The organism is Gracilimonas sp. (assembly GCF_040218225.1).
GTDB lineage: Bacteria > Bacteroidota > Rhodothermia > Balneolales > Balneolaceae > Gracilimonas.
The window spans coordinates 309,251-323,520 of record NZ_JAVJQO010000004.1; the positions used below are offsets into that span (position 1 = coordinate 309,251).

12 protein-coding genes and 1 tRNA gene are annotated in these 14,270 nt (G+C 41.8%); 10 read left to right on the forward strand and 3 right to left on the reverse strand.

The genetic code is table 11. From position 1 onward, the window contains the following. Nucleotides 1-86: 86 nt before the first annotated feature. The 6 genes from RIB15_RS05345 to RIB15_RS05370 all read left to right on the forward strand — a co-directional run bounded on the left by RIB15_RS05345 (nt 87) and on the right by RIB15_RS05370 (nt 8,016). On the forward strand, nt 87-1,742 hold the full coding sequence (locus RIB15_RS05345; protein WP_350201119.1) for a M28 family peptidase: 1,656 nt from the start codon (nt 87-89) through the stop codon (nt 1,740-1,742). A 227-nt stretch (nt 1,743-1,969) separates the two neighbouring features. Continuing rightward, nucleotides 1,970-4,216 carry a PAS domain-containing sensor histidine kinase gene (locus RIB15_RS05350; protein ID WP_350201120.1) on the forward strand — a complete coding sequence of 749 codons (2,247 nt, stop codon included), beginning with the start codon at nt 1,970-1,972 and terminating at the stop codon, nt 4,214-4,216. Then, a complete protein-coding gene (locus RIB15_RS05355) occupies nt 4,213-4,611 on the forward strand; it encodes a response regulator (protein ID WP_350201121.1) in 399 nt (132 codons plus the stop codon). Before RIB15_RS05350 ends, RIB15_RS05355 begins: the two co-directional genes overlap by 4 nt. A gap of 141 nt (nt 4,612-4,752) precedes the next feature. After that, complete coding sequence (locus RIB15_RS05360) at nt 4,753-5,976, forward strand: MFS transporter (RefSeq protein ID WP_350201122.1); 1,224 nt, start codon at nt 4,753-4,755, stop codon at nt 5,974-5,976. 87 nt (nt 5,977-6,063) lie between these two features. Further along, nucleotides 6,064-6,702, forward strand: coding sequence for a DsbA family oxidoreductase (locus tag RIB15_RS05365; RefSeq protein ID WP_350201123.1), 639 nt, complete (start codon nt 6,064-6,066; stop codon nt 6,700-6,702). A gap of 177 nt (nt 6,703-6,879) precedes the next feature. After that, the gene (locus RIB15_RS05370) at nt 6,880-8,016 is read left to right on the forward strand and encodes a DUF2911 domain-containing protein (protein ID WP_350201124.1); all 1,137 of its coding nucleotides are present in this window, start codon (nt 6,880-6,882) and stop codon (nt 8,014-8,016) included. A gap of 47 nt (nt 8,017-8,063) precedes the next feature. Here the strand turns inward: RIB15_RS05370 and RIB15_RS05375 are convergent, their stop codons facing one another. Both RIB15_RS05375 and RIB15_RS05380 read right to left on the reverse strand, forming a co-directional pair. Then, entirely contained in the window at nt 8,064-8,438 is a 375-nt protein-coding gene (locus RIB15_RS05375) for a DUF2784 domain-containing protein (protein WP_350201125.1), read from the reverse strand. A gap of 21 nt (nt 8,439-8,459) precedes the next feature. After that, the gene (locus RIB15_RS05380; RefSeq protein WP_350201126.1) at nt 8,460-9,218 is read right to left on the reverse strand and encodes an enoyl-CoA hydratase/isomerase family protein; all 759 of its coding nucleotides are present in this window, start codon (nt 9,216-9,218) and stop codon (nt 8,460-8,462) included. A gap of 173 nt (nt 9,219-9,391) precedes the next feature. Here RIB15_RS05380 and RIB15_RS05385 point away from each other — a divergent pair, with 173 nt between their 5' ends. Next, on the forward strand, nt 9,392-10,051 hold the full coding sequence (locus RIB15_RS05385; protein ID WP_350201127.1) for a phosphoadenylyl-sulfate reductase: 660 nt from the start codon (nt 9,392-9,394) through the stop codon (nt 10,049-10,051). A gap of 80 nt (nt 10,052-10,131) precedes the next feature. Beyond that, nucleotides 10,132-12,315 carry a T9SS type A sorting domain-containing protein gene (locus RIB15_RS05390; protein ID WP_350201128.1) on the forward strand — a complete coding sequence of 728 codons (2,184 nt, stop codon included), beginning with the start codon at nt 10,132-10,134 and terminating at the stop codon, nt 12,313-12,315. An 18-nt stretch (nt 12,316-12,333) separates the two neighbouring features. On the opposite strand, the gene cutA is transcribed toward RIB15_RS05390, so the two are convergent. Further along, the gene (gene cutA, locus RIB15_RS05395) at nt 12,334-12,675 is read right to left on the reverse strand and encodes a divalent-cation tolerance protein CutA (RefSeq protein WP_350201129.1); all 342 of its coding nucleotides are present in this window, start codon (nt 12,673-12,675) and stop codon (nt 12,334-12,336) included. 153 nt (nt 12,676-12,828) lie between these two features. Between cutA and RIB15_RS05400 the strand changes: the two genes are divergently transcribed. Both RIB15_RS05400 and tig read left to right on the forward strand, forming a co-directional pair. Next, nucleotides 12,829-12,912: transfer RNA gene (locus tag RIB15_RS05400), tRNA-Leu, on the forward strand. Nucleotides 12,913-12,979: 67 nt separating this feature from the next. Then, nucleotides 12,980-14,263 carry a trigger factor gene (tig, locus tag RIB15_RS05405; protein ID WP_350201130.1) on the forward strand — a complete coding sequence of 428 codons (1,284 nt, stop codon included), beginning with the start codon at nt 12,980-12,982 and terminating at the stop codon, nt 14,261-14,263. Nucleotides 14,264-14,270 lie beyond the last annotated feature (7 nt).

Consider the following 14,270-nt stretch of genomic DNA (forward strand, 5'->3'; position numbering starts at 1 on the left):
AAAGTTTTTAAAGCACCTTTCGCTTTTTTTATTGCATCTTTTTCTGAGCTATTTTAAGCACAACAGACAAGCCTAAATATTCGACCATGAAATCAATTCACCTGCTTATTACTTCCCTTATACTGCTAGCCGCGTGCAGTTCTTCTCCCGCCGACCAGGCAGCACAAACCATCAACAAAGATTCATTACTAAGACACATCGAAACGCTGTCTTCGGATGAGTTTATGGGGCGTGCTACCGGAACCGAAGGTGAGCAAATGACGGTTGAGTACCTGGTTTCAGAATTTGAGGAAATGGATGCTCAACCCGCAGCTGATGACAACAGCTACATTCAGGAATTCCCTCTTCTGGGACAAACCACCTCAAATGCAGAAATGTCGGTTCGTACAGATGGGCGTTCTCCATTTGCCCTTCAATATTATGATGAGTTCATGGCATGGCCTGCTAATCAGTCTGAGGAAGTAGACATCCGCAATGCAGAACTGGTGTATGTGGGGTATGGGATTCAGGCTCCGGAAGAAGACTGGGACGACTTCAAAGGCGTTGATGTTGAAGGAAAAATCCTGGTAATCAAAAATAACGATCCGGAATTTTCTCCTGATGTTTTTGCCGGTAAAACCCGCTTGTATTATGGCCGGTATTCTTACAAATATGAGAAGGCTAAAGAGAAGGGAGCGCTTGGTGCCATCATCATTCACACAGATGAAACTGCGGGCTATGGCTGGAATGTAGTCGCCAATGGATGGAGCCGCGAACGGTTTTATCTAAAAGGAGCGGGAGACGCTACAGCTTCACCAACAAAATTCAATGGATGGCTTACCCAGCAGGCAAGCCGTCTTTTGTTTGAAGAAGCCGGACTGAATTTAAACGAACAGCTTGAAGCCGCTGACAGTCGTGACTTTGAGCCGGTTGAGCTTTCTGGCGTCAGCATGAATATGAGCATGGATGCTGATTACAGGGAAATTGAATCCCAAAACGTAATTGCGAAAATCGAAGGAAGTGACCCGGAGCTGAAAGACGAATATTTAGTACTTACGGCCCACCTCGATCACCTCGGAATAACGACTCCAGTTGACGGAGATTCCATCAACAATGGTGCTTCTGATAACGCGGCTGGTGTAAGCGCCCTTCTGGAAATGATGGAAGCCTACAAATCTATTCAACCTGTAATTAAGAGAAGTGTATTGGCGGTAGTTGTAAGTGCTGAAGAAGTGGGCTTGCTCGGCTCCCAATACTGGGCCGAAAACCCAACCGTTGATCCCGGAAAAGTGACTGCAAACATCAACCTTGATGGCATGAATGTGTATGGAAAAACGCGGGATGTCGTAGTAGTTGGTTATGGAAGAACTTCGCTTAGTGATTTATTGGAAGAAGAAGCTGAAAAACAAGGGCGAACTGTAAAACCCGACCCATACCCTGAGCGCGGCTATTTCTACCGTTCTGATCATTTCAATATGGCCAAAGTTGGAATCCCCGCTATTTTTCCAAATCCTGGAACAGAGTACACCGACAAGGGAGAAAACTTTCTTGCTCTACGCGACAGTGTGGCTGATGCTAATTATCACACCGTTAATGATGAAGTCAACGAATATTGGGATCTAAGCGGTGCCGAAATTGATACCCGGTTGTTTTTCATGACCGGCTATAGAGCCCTCAATGCTGAGGACCTTCAAACCTGGGATTCCGGAGATGAGTTCGAAGCAACCAGGCTTCGTATGCTGGAAAGGCTTGAAGATCAATAGTAATTAATCCGCTATTTATTTGTTACTTAATAGAGTTCTGATCACAGAATGCAGTTTTTAATTATTTCTGTGTGTTTATAAAAACCTGTTGCACATTAGCTTGCCAACAAATCAGGACTCTTTTATTCCGTTTACTATTTTGTACTTTGAAAAAATAAAGTTTGCTGATTATATCCCTAAAACCACTTAACGGTGTCAATTAATAATCTCCGTTAATATCACAAAAAATGAACAGTCTGGAATTAAATGTTAAGAGAGAGGGTGAGTATGCTTTCTGGTCTTGGAATCTTAAGACTGACGCTTTAAAACTCGGAACAACATTTGCCAATTTTTTTGGCTGTTCCGCAGATGATTTCCCCTCTACTTTTGAAGAGGCCAAAGTCCTTTTCACTAAAAAAGACCTGCAAAAAATCACCAAAGCCTTTCAGGATCATACCAAAAGTGAAGGAAGCACCAACTTTACGGCCGAGACTTCTCATCACACCATCAATAAAGAAGATTATTTTAAACTGGTCTGGGAAGGGGAGATTATTCAATGGAAAGACGACAAGCCTGTTTTAGTTGTAGGTCAGGCCCGCAGAGTATTAGAAGAGAATGGATATGGACTATCGGCCAGTGAACGAGCTGACCTGTTCAAGAAGCTGATGAACCACCTTCCTGACAGTATCTTTTTTAAAGATAAAGAAAGTCGTTTTATAGCCATAAATAATGCCTGTGCAAAAAAGTTTGGCCTCCAAAATCCGAAAGAAGCCATTGGTAAAACCGATTTTGATTTTTTTGATGACGAACATGCTCAACAGGCCCTTGAGGATGAAAAGCGGGTCATGGAAACGGAGCAACCCATCATAAATAAAATCGAAAAAGAGGGCTCTCCACATAGTAAAGAAGCTGAGCACTGGGCCTCAACCACAAAAATCCCTCTTTATGACTATAGCGGAAAGGTTATTGGAACTTTTGGAATAACCCGGGATATATCAAACCAGCGAAAAGCTGAGGAAGTACTTAAGAAAAAAGATGCTACTATCTCCAGGCTATCTGAGCAAGTGCCCGGTTTCTTTTATCTGTTCCACTACCTTTCTGAAGGTAAAGCATGTTTCCCTTATGCAAGTGCTGGTATCAGAGACATTTATGAATTGGAGCCCGAGGAAGTAAAAGACAGTATTGAGCCGGTGATACAACGTATCCACAAAGATGACATCAATCGTGTGATACAATCCATTCAGAATTCCTCAAAAAACCTGACTACATGGGAAATTGATTATCGTGTTGTGTTGCCCGAAAATGGGCTAAGGTGGGTTCGTGGAAAGGCAAAGCCTGAGAGGCAGCCCGACGGTACTACTATCGGATATGGATACGTAACCGACATCACAGAGGAAAAAAGAAGATTTGAACATATTGCCAGACTGAGAAGGCAGCTTCAAAAAGTTATTGACTCTGCTCCAAATCTTATTTTTGTAAAAAATCTTGACGGGGAATACCTGATGGCCAATAAGTCGGCCGCCGGTTTTTTTGGCCGAACTCCGGAAGAAATGGTTGGAAAAAGGGACGTGGATATTGGTGTTCCTAAAGATAAAGCTCTTAAGTTCCTTGAAGCAGACAAAGAGGTAATCAGCAAAAACGAGCCACTATTTATCCCTGAGGATAAAACGATTTTACCCGATGGCACCGAGGCGTGGCATCAAACTATTAAGGTTCCTTTTCCCGATACCGATTCCGGCAAGGCTGCGGTTCTTTCTATCGTAACTGATATCACCAGAAGAAAACGGAATGAAATAGAGCTAAGAAACAGCCTCGATATTATCGGGGAGCAAAATAAACGGCTAAAGAATTTTGCTCATATCGTTTCTCATAATTTGCGCAATCATGCTGGAAATATTTCTATGCTGTTGTCTCTTTACGATATGGAAGAATCTCAGGAAGAAAAAGAAGAGTTGCTCAGCCACCTGGGTGCTGCCTCCAAACGACTCAATGAATCTATTGCTGACTTGAATGAAATTATTGATCAGCAATACAAAAAGAGCAGCAACTTCAAGGAGCTAAATCTTCAGGAAACTATTGAACGAATTAAAGAGATTCTAACAACTGAAATTCTCGCAAACAATGTTAAATTTGAAGAAGAAGTGCCTGAAAATCTTTCTTTTGAGTATAATCCGGCTTATCTCGAAAGCATCTTGTTAAACCTTCTTTCAAATGCTATTAAGTATCGGCATCCTGAAAGAAAACCCAGAATTAATATTGATGCATGGGAAGAAAATGATAAAGTATTTCTTCAAATTTCCGATAATGGTTTAGGCATAGACTTAGAAAAGCATGGTGATGAATTATTTGGCATGTATAATACCTTTCACGGAAATGAAAATGCCAAAGGTATCGGATTGTATATAACTAAAAATCAAATAGAGTCTATGGGGGGTTCCATAGAAGTTGACAGTATTCCCGGAGAGGGAACAACCTTTAAGATATTATTAAAATGAGTTCATTGAAGAGTATTTGTATTATTGACGATGATAAGATTTACACCTACGGTGTTTCGAAGATCATTAAGAACTACCTCCCCGGAAATGATATTATGTCGTTCGAAAATGGCCAAAAAGCGCTTGAGGCCATCAAGAAAATGGAGCAAAACAACGACAACCTGCCTGATTTAATCCTGCTTGATATCGATATGCCGGAAATGAATGGCTGGGATTTCCTTAATGAGTTCCAGGCCATAAGAGATAAAGTGAATAAGGACATCCAGATTTTTGTGATAAGCTCTCGGATTGACAAGAAAAATCAGGAACTGTTTAGGGTTGAATGGGACCAAAAGGTAGACGATTTTATCCAGAAGCCTGTAGAAATTGAGGCCCTGAAAAACTTACTGGGCTAAACTTCTCTAAACGAAGCGCTTACATAGAGTTAGTTTATATTAAGGATAGAATAATACTGTCTTTTCTTAATATCGGGTTATTTGAAATAAGGGTATCTTTGGGTTCACTCACTGATAACATTTTTACAGAACCTCAGATTATTGAATTACATAAGTTTCGTTCTTCGAGAGAGAAAAGTACTTAGCTTTGGATTGTCTTTTACTTTCTTTTCAAGCTTTGGGCAAACATTCCTGATTTCCCTTTTCGTGCCTTTTTTCCTTGCAGATTTCAACCTTTCTAACGCCGCTTTTGGCTCCATTTACTCAATAGCAACATTATCTAGTGCAGCTATACTGCCCTATATGGGAAAATGGATTGATCATCTCCCTATCAGTAAATACAGCTTGTATGTTGCTTTGGGGTTGCTAACCGCCGCAATCACGATGTCCCTTTCATGGCACATTGGCTTCCTGTTTGCCGGTATTTTAATGCTCCGGCTTTCCGGGCAGGGTTTGAGCGGCCATACGGCAGAGACAGCAATGGCCCGCTATTTTAAGCTTCAGCGAGGCAAAGCTCTAAGCGTTTCCAGTTTAGGATACCCACTTGGAGAAGGCATTTTACCTTTGGCAATGGCTGCTTTACTCGCTGTTATGAGCTGGCGAAGTGCCTGGGGATTAATTGCAGCCGTCATCGCCTTTCTGTTTATCCCTTTCATTCTGATTGTACTTAATAAAACAGAAATGGAGAAAACGAATCAGGAAATAAAAACCAAAGATGATACCGACCAAAACACAACTTCTGCAGTTTATAAAAAAATACTCGGTGAGCAGCGTTTCTGGTTAATTTTACCCGCTGTTCTACTCCCCCCATTTTGGATTACCGGGCTATTCTTATATCAGGTTTCTATAGCTGAGCAACTTGGCTGGACAGCCGCCATTATTGCTTCCGCTTTCGTCTTTTTTGCAGGAACCCGCATCGTGAGTTCTTTGGGTGTTGGCCCTCTGATTGATAAGTGGAGTGCTTCATCGATATATCCCTTTTATTTGCTACCTATGGGATTAGGTTTATTTGTAGCATTTCTTCATCCCGGAATTTGGTCTGCCTTCGTCTACATGGCTCTGATAGGCATAACGATGGGGCTCGGAAGTACCATCAAGTCCGCCCTTTTAACCGAACTGTATGGCGAGAATGTGATAGGAACTGTTCGGTCACTTTTTGCTTCTATCATGGTGTTCAGTACAGCTATAAGTCCTTTTTTGATGGGATGGATGCTTGATCAACAAGTGGCAATGGAATCTGTTTTTCTGACCGCCATTGTATCTGTGGTTATAGCTACCGGCATGGCTTTTTTGGGATTGTATACCCTTCAGCAAACAAACGATTAGTAACTTTCTTCATTTTCTCTTCAGGATGAACCTTCTGCCTGTGGGAAAAGTTATACCCTGTAAAGCATCACACAATAATTTATTCGGATGAAAATTGAAGTTTGGTCGGACGTTGTTTGTCCATTTTGTTATATCGGTAAACGGCACCTCGAAAAAGCCCTGGAGCAACTCCCTGATCTGGATGTGGAGATTATATGGAAAAGCTTTGAGCTTGACCCGAACGCTCCTATAAATTCTGATCTTGATATCTATGATACGCTTGCCAAAAAGTATGTCCGCGATCGTGAATGGGCGCAGCAAATGAATGCCAACATGGTTAAAATGGCTTCCAGTGCCGGCTTGGATTTTAACATGGATGAAGTTAAACCTACTAACTCTTTTAATGCTCATCAGCTAATTCATCTTGCAAAAGAACACGACAAACAGGACGAGATGAAAGAAGCCCTGCTCTCGGCTTATTTTATTGAGGGAAAGCATGTAGGCGATATAGATACTCTGGTTGAAATAGCGTCTGATGCTGGTCTCGATCGTAATAGAGCAAAACAAGTATTAGAGAATAACACCTATTCTAACCAAGTAGTAACCGATGTGGAAGAAGCTCACCGGATTGGTGTTCAGGGAGTGCCCTTCTTTTACATCAATGAGAAGTACGGCCTTTCAGGAGCACAGCCTGTAGAAGTTTTTGTAGAAGCGCTAAAGAAAATCTCTGAAGAGAAAGTCACCTAATCCCTTTAGGCTTTCAATCATTCAGGGTGCTTCCGTCAAATGATAGAAGCGTAATTTATGTTCAATAAATACTATAGATCGAACAGACGGATCTCTTTTTTCAAAGTTTAATCTGTAGATGTTGTCAATGCGAACTTTTTAAAATAGATTTTTGCATCACAATAAAAATATAGACCTATGAGAAACTTATTAATCACTTTTTTAACGGCCACATTATTTGTGGCTTGTAGCACTGAAGATCCTAACAAAGGGGCCTTTGTTACCTTGTTAGGTAATGATACCCTTGCTGTTGAACAATTTGTAAAAACCGACTCAAGCATTACAGCCCAGGTAATCTTAAGAAGCCCTGAAGTTCAAATTTCTACCTACATATTACACTTTGATGAACTGGGTGGAATTGAAAGCATGGTACAGACCGACCACTCTCCGGTTAATGGTTTTCAGGAGGATGGCGCAACCGTTCGTAACATTACCAAAGTTGGAGATAGCCTGTCGGTCAGGGTTCTCAGAGATGAAGAGTACATCACTTATCGTGCTCCTTTTCAGGAAGGATTACTTCCTTTTATAGACATGGTCCACTGGCCCTATGAGCTGGCATTCAACAAGGCTGCTGAAGCTAATCAGGATACTGTAATTCAGCCATTGTTATCCGGCAACCGGATCATGGATTTCACCATCGCTCAAATTGAGGGCGACTCTATGACAATCCGCCACCCTTACCGTGGAGTGATGGGTGTACACGTAAACAGAGACGGTGATATTCAGCACTTAGATGCCGGACTGACTACACGAAAACTCAAAGTGTCGCGAACAAATGCACTGGATATGAATGCTTTAGCTAATCAGTTTGGCAATGAGCCAGTGGGTGAGCTTTCAGGAGCAGTAAGTGCCGAATATTCATTTAAAGGAGCCAACTTCCGTGTTGATTTCGGCTCACCCAAAAAACGAGGCCGTGACCTATTCGGAAACATTGTTCCATGGGGTGAGCGATGGAGAACCGGAGCTAACAGAGCAACTCATTTTTATACCTCCGAAGATCTGATGTTCGGCGACCTTGAAGTACCAGCTGGAGAATACACCCTGTTTACCATTCCTGAACAAGATGGCGGTACTTTAATCATAAACAAGCAAACCGGACAGAATGGGCGCTCTTATGATGAAAGTCAGGATTTAGGCCGTGTCCCGATGGAGATTTCGACTACAGAAGAAGTGGTAGAAGCATTTACCATTTCTGTTGAAGAGACAGAAGAAGGTGGAGAGTTGAATCTTGCCTGGGGCAATACCGTTTTCAAAGCTGACTTTACAATCCGGTAATTAATCAATATCTAATTTATTTAAGGCGCACTTTGAAGTGCGCCTTTTTATTTGCCTCGATTTTTCCAATCCCGGTAATTCATCCAGGCAGAAATAAGCAGCGCCCCGATCCCCAGCAAGGCGACAAGCAAGTCTACTACAACAGGGTTCCAGGAGAACCCAAAAACCGCGTCCAGATAATACTTCACATAGGAAGCCGGCAGGTCAGTCTCCCCTAATTTTCTTTTAACCTGCCAGTGCCAATCGGTGCAGGGACAATAACCCAATCCATAAATTGCTCCCAAGCCTACCCACGATAAAATTGTTGCTGAAATAGCATACAAGTGGAGCTTTCTCGTTTTTGACCAAACCCAGCCCGTCAGATTAAAGGCAATCAATGAGAAGTGAAAAACGATAAAGAACACATCCAAAAACGGATACATCTTCAATTTTATAATTAAATTTTACTGCTTCTTGTTCATAAACCGCTCAACCCTTTTGATGTGTTTATCATCAACCCAGAGTTCAGCAAAAGGCTCTATTTCTGCTTCAAGTGCTTCTTTTCTTTGTGGTGAAAACCTTGATGCTCCTTCTTTGAGGGTTTTAATAAACTTTCGGTCATTTTTGGTGAGCTTTTCTGTCCATTCAAGAACTTCCGCTTCCATGTCTTCACCCCTTAACATATTTTCGATTAATCCATGTGCCAGCACACTGTTGGCTGAAAGAACTTCAGACTTCCCGCACCACTGCATGGCTTTCGCTTTACCAACTTTTTCTACGAGTCTGGTTAATCCCCCCCAGCCGGGCACTAAGTAAAAACGCCCTTGCGTAAATCCAAACTTTACTGTCGGAACCGATACCCTGAAGTCGAAGGCCAACATCAGCTCTATACCTCCGCCATAAGCATCGCCGTTTATACAGGCAACTGTCCAACAAAGCAGCTGTTCAATCCGGTTGAAAATATCATGCATTCGCTTCGACATCTCCATCGCTTTTTCCCTGGATTGTATGGCATGAAATTTTTTAAGGTCTCCCCCGGCTACAAATGACTGCTCTCCTGCGCCGCTTAAAATAAATACCCTGATTTCCTCTTCCTCTTCCAACAACTCAACCAATTGTTCCAGCTCTTCCATCACATGAAAGTCGATAGCATTTCGAGCGGCCGGCCTGTCGATGGTTGCCCATAAAATATGATCAGAAATGCGTTTTTGTGTAATACTCATGTCGCCATTTTTGCTTCAAAATAGAAATAATTGGGAATCAGGGAGTAATCCATTAAAAAAAATTTAATTCATTTGTAAGCCAAGCCTTCAAAAAAGCGCTTACAGAAGTCTGGTGCTTTTTTTCTACGCCTAAATGATTGAAAAATCCTCAGGAATATGGGATAATTCAGGCTATGGAAACTCTCCAAAGCAAAAAAATAAACAAGACGCTTTCGTCCGCTCATAACGATGTACGCATTGCTCACATCCTGAACAAGTATCGGGATAAGGTGCTCATTACCACGTCATTTGGAACTACATCAGCATTACTTATCCATATGATAAGTCGTATCCGGCCTAATCATCCTATTCACTTTATAAATACCGGATATTTATTTCCGGAAACTCTGGAATATAAAAACCAGCTTATTGAGCGGTACGGTGTGAATGTGATAGACCATATTCCGGATGAAGAAAAGCACCGTATTTCCCAAGAAAACACAATGTGGGAATCAAATCCGGATTTATGCTGCCACTACAATAAAGTTGAGCCTTTAGATAAAGTTAAAGAAGGTCACGAAGTGTGGATATCTGGATTAATTGGATATCAAAACAGCTACCGCAGTGGTTTGGAGATTCTGCAGAAAAGAGATGACCTCCATCGCTACTACCCGCTTATCGACTGGACAGCTGAAATGGTTGATGATTACTTTGAAAGCTATGGCATTCCACGCCACCCTTTAGAACGCTTTGGATATGATTCGATTGGCTGTACCCATTGTACTAAAAAGGGTGAGGGGCGTGACGGCCGCTGGGGAGATTCTGGTAAAACGGAGTGTGGCCTGCATTTGTAGCAACCAGCCCTTTTGAGCCTTTATTCGTTCAGCTATCGTATCAAATGGTACACAATCCAAATATACGCTAACTGATACAAATGAATAACGAAGCCAAAAAGACTCTTGTTTCTAGCTTTATATCTGCAACTTTTTCTGTGCTGCTTCTCCTGCTGTTATCAAGCTCCATTCTTGCCCAAACCACAATTCTCAAAGACCTTAACCCGGGAAGTAGTGACGGTTATATTGAGTATATGACCGTTGTTGGAGACACTATGTTTTTTGTGGCCGATAATGATGAAGATGAGGGAGAGTTGTACATAACAGATGGTACTAAGGCTGGAACCAAAAAAATTACAGATTTGGCTCCTGATGACGACTATCCTGATATTGAAGAAATTACTCCATTAGGAGATAAAATCATTTTTACGGCTGTAACTGAAGAATACTCAGATGAAGTATATGTTTCTGATGGAACAGCATCAGGCACCTACATGCTTAAAGACATTTATCCGGGTGATTATTCTTCAGATGCCGAACACTTTGGAGTTATGAATGGAAAAGCTTATTTCCCTGCTGAAGATGGGCGCTATCCTGAAGCCAATAACGGCGAAGAGCTTTGGGTGACAGATGGAACAGCATCAGGAACGTACTTGCTCAAGGACCTTGATCCCGGACAATATTTCCAGGAAGAATGGAGTACAGAAGAGACAAATTACAGCTCTCGTCCCGATCGCTTTTTTGCCCACAATGGCACTATGTACTTTTCTGCCCGTCACCATAATTACGGAGAAGAACTTTGGGCAACAGATGGAACCGCTGAAGGCACATATATGGTAAAGGACATCTTTCCCGGGAAATATGAAGACTCAGATGACATAGAAAATAGCAGTTCACCCAAAAACTTTACCTCCATAAACGGAACCGTGCTGTTTAACGCCGAAAGTGATTCTTCCTATAAGGAATACTTATACACTACCGACGGCACCGAAGAAGGAACCAGGAAATTTCTGGATGAAGAAATTTATGTTGAAGAAGAGCCCGTTGAATTCAATGGGAGCTGGTACTTTATCTCAGATGCCAAACTTTGGAAAAGCGATGGCACCCCTGAAGGAACATCCCTTGTTATTGATATGACTGTAGATAATTATGTGATTGAGGATGGTTCTGATTTAAGTCCAAAGATCTTTAAGCTTAATAATCAGCTTTATTTTTTCAGTACGTACACTCTTTGGAAAACAGATGGCACTAAAGCCGGAACTGAAAAAGCGGTAGAATCTCTTTTTAATCTGTTTGATTATCACCATACAGATTTTGCAGCGGTATATAATGGACGCATATACTTTGTAGCTTCAGATGATGGCTACGGTCAGGCTCACATTGCGGGCCGAGAACTTTGGATGACAGATGGCACTCAGGATGGCACCATGTATGTAGCAAACCTGCGTACAGGTATAGATCGCGGTGAACCAGATGGCTCAGACCCTGAAGATCTGCGTGTTCTAAATGGAAAGCTATACTTCACTGCTGAAGGAGATTCTTTGGGAAGAGAAATATGGATGACTAATGGCATACCTCAGCGATACGCTCAAATTGAAGACACCCTGAGACTGGCAGAATTTCCAGACCTTGGCGCAACAGTAAACTTTACTGAAATGGATCAGCCACTTACAATCAATGCAACCCTGAATTCTGATGCTAACGCTGGTCAAATCGGCATTCCTGATTCCCTTACCATGGCCTCAAATAAGCTCTGGACCCTCCATATCGAAACTGCCTCTGATTTTAGTGCTGAAGTTTGCCTCTCGCTAAATCAAGTAGATTTAACAAACTTTGATAGTGAGCTGTTATCTGTAGCAAAAAGAGAAAATCCGCAATCAGATTGGAGCGTCTTATCTGCATCAGTTACGGAAAATGAGGAATCAATTTGTGCTTCAGGAATCACCTCTTTCAGCGATTTCATTATTGTAGAACGCCCGCAGCAAAACACTGACGTCTCAATTGAAGATGATGGACAGCCAAAAACATTTACACTAAAAAATGCTTACCCCAATCCATTTAACCCCACTACAACTATAGGTTACACAATCCCTGAGAGCAGTAGTGTGCGAATAATTGTTTATAACTTAATGGGGCAAAAAATTTCAACCCTGATTAATGAGAAGCAATCTGCCGGAACGCATCAAATCGACTTTGATGCAAGTCAATTATCCAGTGGGATCTATTTTTATCGGCTGGAAGCCGGAAATCAGGTGCGTGTTAAAAAAATGACCCTGCTTAAATAGAAATGCTTTGGGAAGTATTTAAAGCTCGAAAGGCTGCTTTGAAGTTTGCTCCAGCCATTCCAGGTATTCCGGGTTCCCTTCATCTTCTGTAATAGTAAATGAAATGACACAGGGTACTTCATAACTATGCATTTCATTTACACGGCGGGTTACCTTTTTTACTCTGGAGTAATGTGTTTTAACAATCAAAACACATTCGTCTTCTTCCTTTATTTCTCCTTTCCACTTATAAATAGAATTCATGCCATCGATGATATTGGCACACGCAGCAAGATTCTCTTCAACCAGGGCGCGACCAATTTTTTGGGCTTCGTCTTTATCCGAAGTAGTGATGTAGAGGAGGCGGAGATTTTTATACATAGTGATCCAAAATTCAGTATTTCAGTTTCCAAATTCCAATGCTTTTTTACCTGAGTTTGTAAAACCTTAAGAAGTCTTTTTTGTGAGTACTTTATATAGGTAAAAAGTTGAATTCAGAAATTGAAACCCTTATCTTTGCAAGCTCTGAATTTTGCGAGAGTGGCGGAATTGGTAGACGCGCTAGATTTAGGATCTAGTATTTTAACCGATGTGGGGGTTCGAGTCCCCCCTCTCGTACTTCCTTCCTAATCAAAATTGTAATCCTGTTCATTTATTGAATACTAGTAATTAAAGCGGAGAACACGTGGACATTTCTGTTGAAGAGCTCACATCTGTAGACAAAGAAGTTACCCTGAAAGCAAAAAGAGAAGATCTTCAGGAAGATTTCGACAAAGCATACAAAAAATATAAAGATCAGATTCAGCTGCCTGGATTCCGGCCGGGGAAAGTTCCAATGGGACTTGTTAAAAAACGGTTTGGAAAAGAGATCGAACAAGAAGAGATCAGCAATATCATTCAAAAGGTATTTGAGAAAGAAGTAGTGCCTGAATACGAGCCGGTAGGTGAAACCGAAATGGTTGACTTTACCTGGGAGAATGATGAGCTGGAAGTGAAGTTCAAAATCGGCTCAAAGCCAGAAATCGAAATAGCTGACCTGTCCAAGATTGAAGTGAACAAAATGGTTCACGATGTAACCGACGAAGAGGTTGAGGAAGAAGTAGAGAGAACCCTGGAGCGGGAAGGTAATTGGGAAGAAATTGACGAGCCAGCTTCGGAAGAAACTCAGGTATTAGTAGATGTAGTTTCAAAAAACCACGGAGACGAAGACAAGGATCAGCGCATTGACCTCAGAAAAGATGATGCATCCGAATTTCTTGAAGCCCTGAAAGGCAAAAAGGCCGGAGACGTTGTTGAAATGACGATCCCGCACGGTGATCATGAAGATGAGCTTGAAATCACCATTAAGAAAGTTCAGAAAATGCATAAAGCTGAACTTTCCGACGACATTATCAAAGATCAAAGTAATGGCGAGGCGGAAAACCTGGATGAGTTTAAAAGCTACATCAAGAGCCGCATGCAGCAGTATTACGATCAAACATCTGATGACTTGTTCAAGAATGATGTAGCCGATGCTCTTGTTGAAGCACATGACTTTGAAGTACCGGAAACATTCGTTGCTCAGGTTCAGGGTTCTTACGTAGACCAGTTGAAGCAGCAACAAGGAGGAGAGCTCCCGGAACACTTTGACGCTGAACAGTATAAGGCTGGAATGAAAGACCGTGCCGTGCGTGAAGCCAAGTGGTCATTTATCAGCCAAAAATTGCAAGAAACATTTGAAGATATCGAAATAAAACCCGAAGATATCGACGAGCATCTTGCAGGTCAGGCAGCACAGTACGGCATGCCTGTAGATCAGCTGAAGCAATATTATGCACAGCAGCCTCAAATGCTTGAGCAACTTCGCAGCAGCATCCGCGAAGAGAAAGTGTTCGATATATTGCAAGACAAGGTGAAGATCAAAGAAATTGGTAAAGAGAAGTACCGAGAATTGCAGGAAAAGAAAGACGACAAGAAGAAGAAAAAATAACCGATCA

Bases quoted from the DNA above. Each gene is read 5' to 3' on its own strand.
- RIB15_RS05385 (WP_350201127.1), top strand. From the start codon at position 9,392: ATGGAAACTCTCCAAAGCAAAAAAATAAACAAGACGCTTTCGTCCGCT.
- RIB15_RS05345 (WP_350201119.1), top strand. From the start codon at position 87: ATGAAATCAATTCACCTGCTTATTACTTCCCTTATACTGCTAGCCGCG.
- RIB15_RS05365 (WP_350201123.1), top strand. From the start codon at position 6,064: ATGAAAATTGAAGTTTGGTCGGACGTTGTTTGTCCATTTTGTTATATC.
- RIB15_RS05355 (WP_350201121.1), top strand. From the start codon at position 4,213: ATGAGTTCATTGAAGAGTATTTGTATTATTGACGATGATAAGATTTAC.
- RIB15_RS05350 (WP_350201120.1), top strand. From the start codon at position 1,970: ATGAACAGTCTGGAATTAAATGTTAAGAGAGAGGGTGAGTATGCTTTC.
- RIB15_RS05375 (WP_350201125.1), bottom strand. From the start codon at position 8,438: ATGTATCCGTTTTTGGATGTGTTCTTTATCGTTTTTCACTTCTCATTG.
- cutA (WP_350201129.1), bottom strand. From the start codon at position 12,675: ATGTATAAAAATCTCCGCCTCCTCTACATCACTACTTCGGATAAAGAC.
- RIB15_RS05380 (WP_350201126.1), bottom strand. From the start codon at position 9,218: ATGAGTATTACACAAAAACGCATTTCTGATCATATTTTATGGGCAACC.
- RIB15_RS05370 (WP_350201124.1), top strand. From the start codon at position 6,880: ATGAGAAACTTATTAATCACTTTTTTAACGGCCACATTATTTGTGGCT.
- RIB15_RS05390 (WP_350201128.1), top strand. From the start codon at position 10,132: ATGAATAACGAAGCCAAAAAGACTCTTGTTTCTAGCTTTATATCTGCA.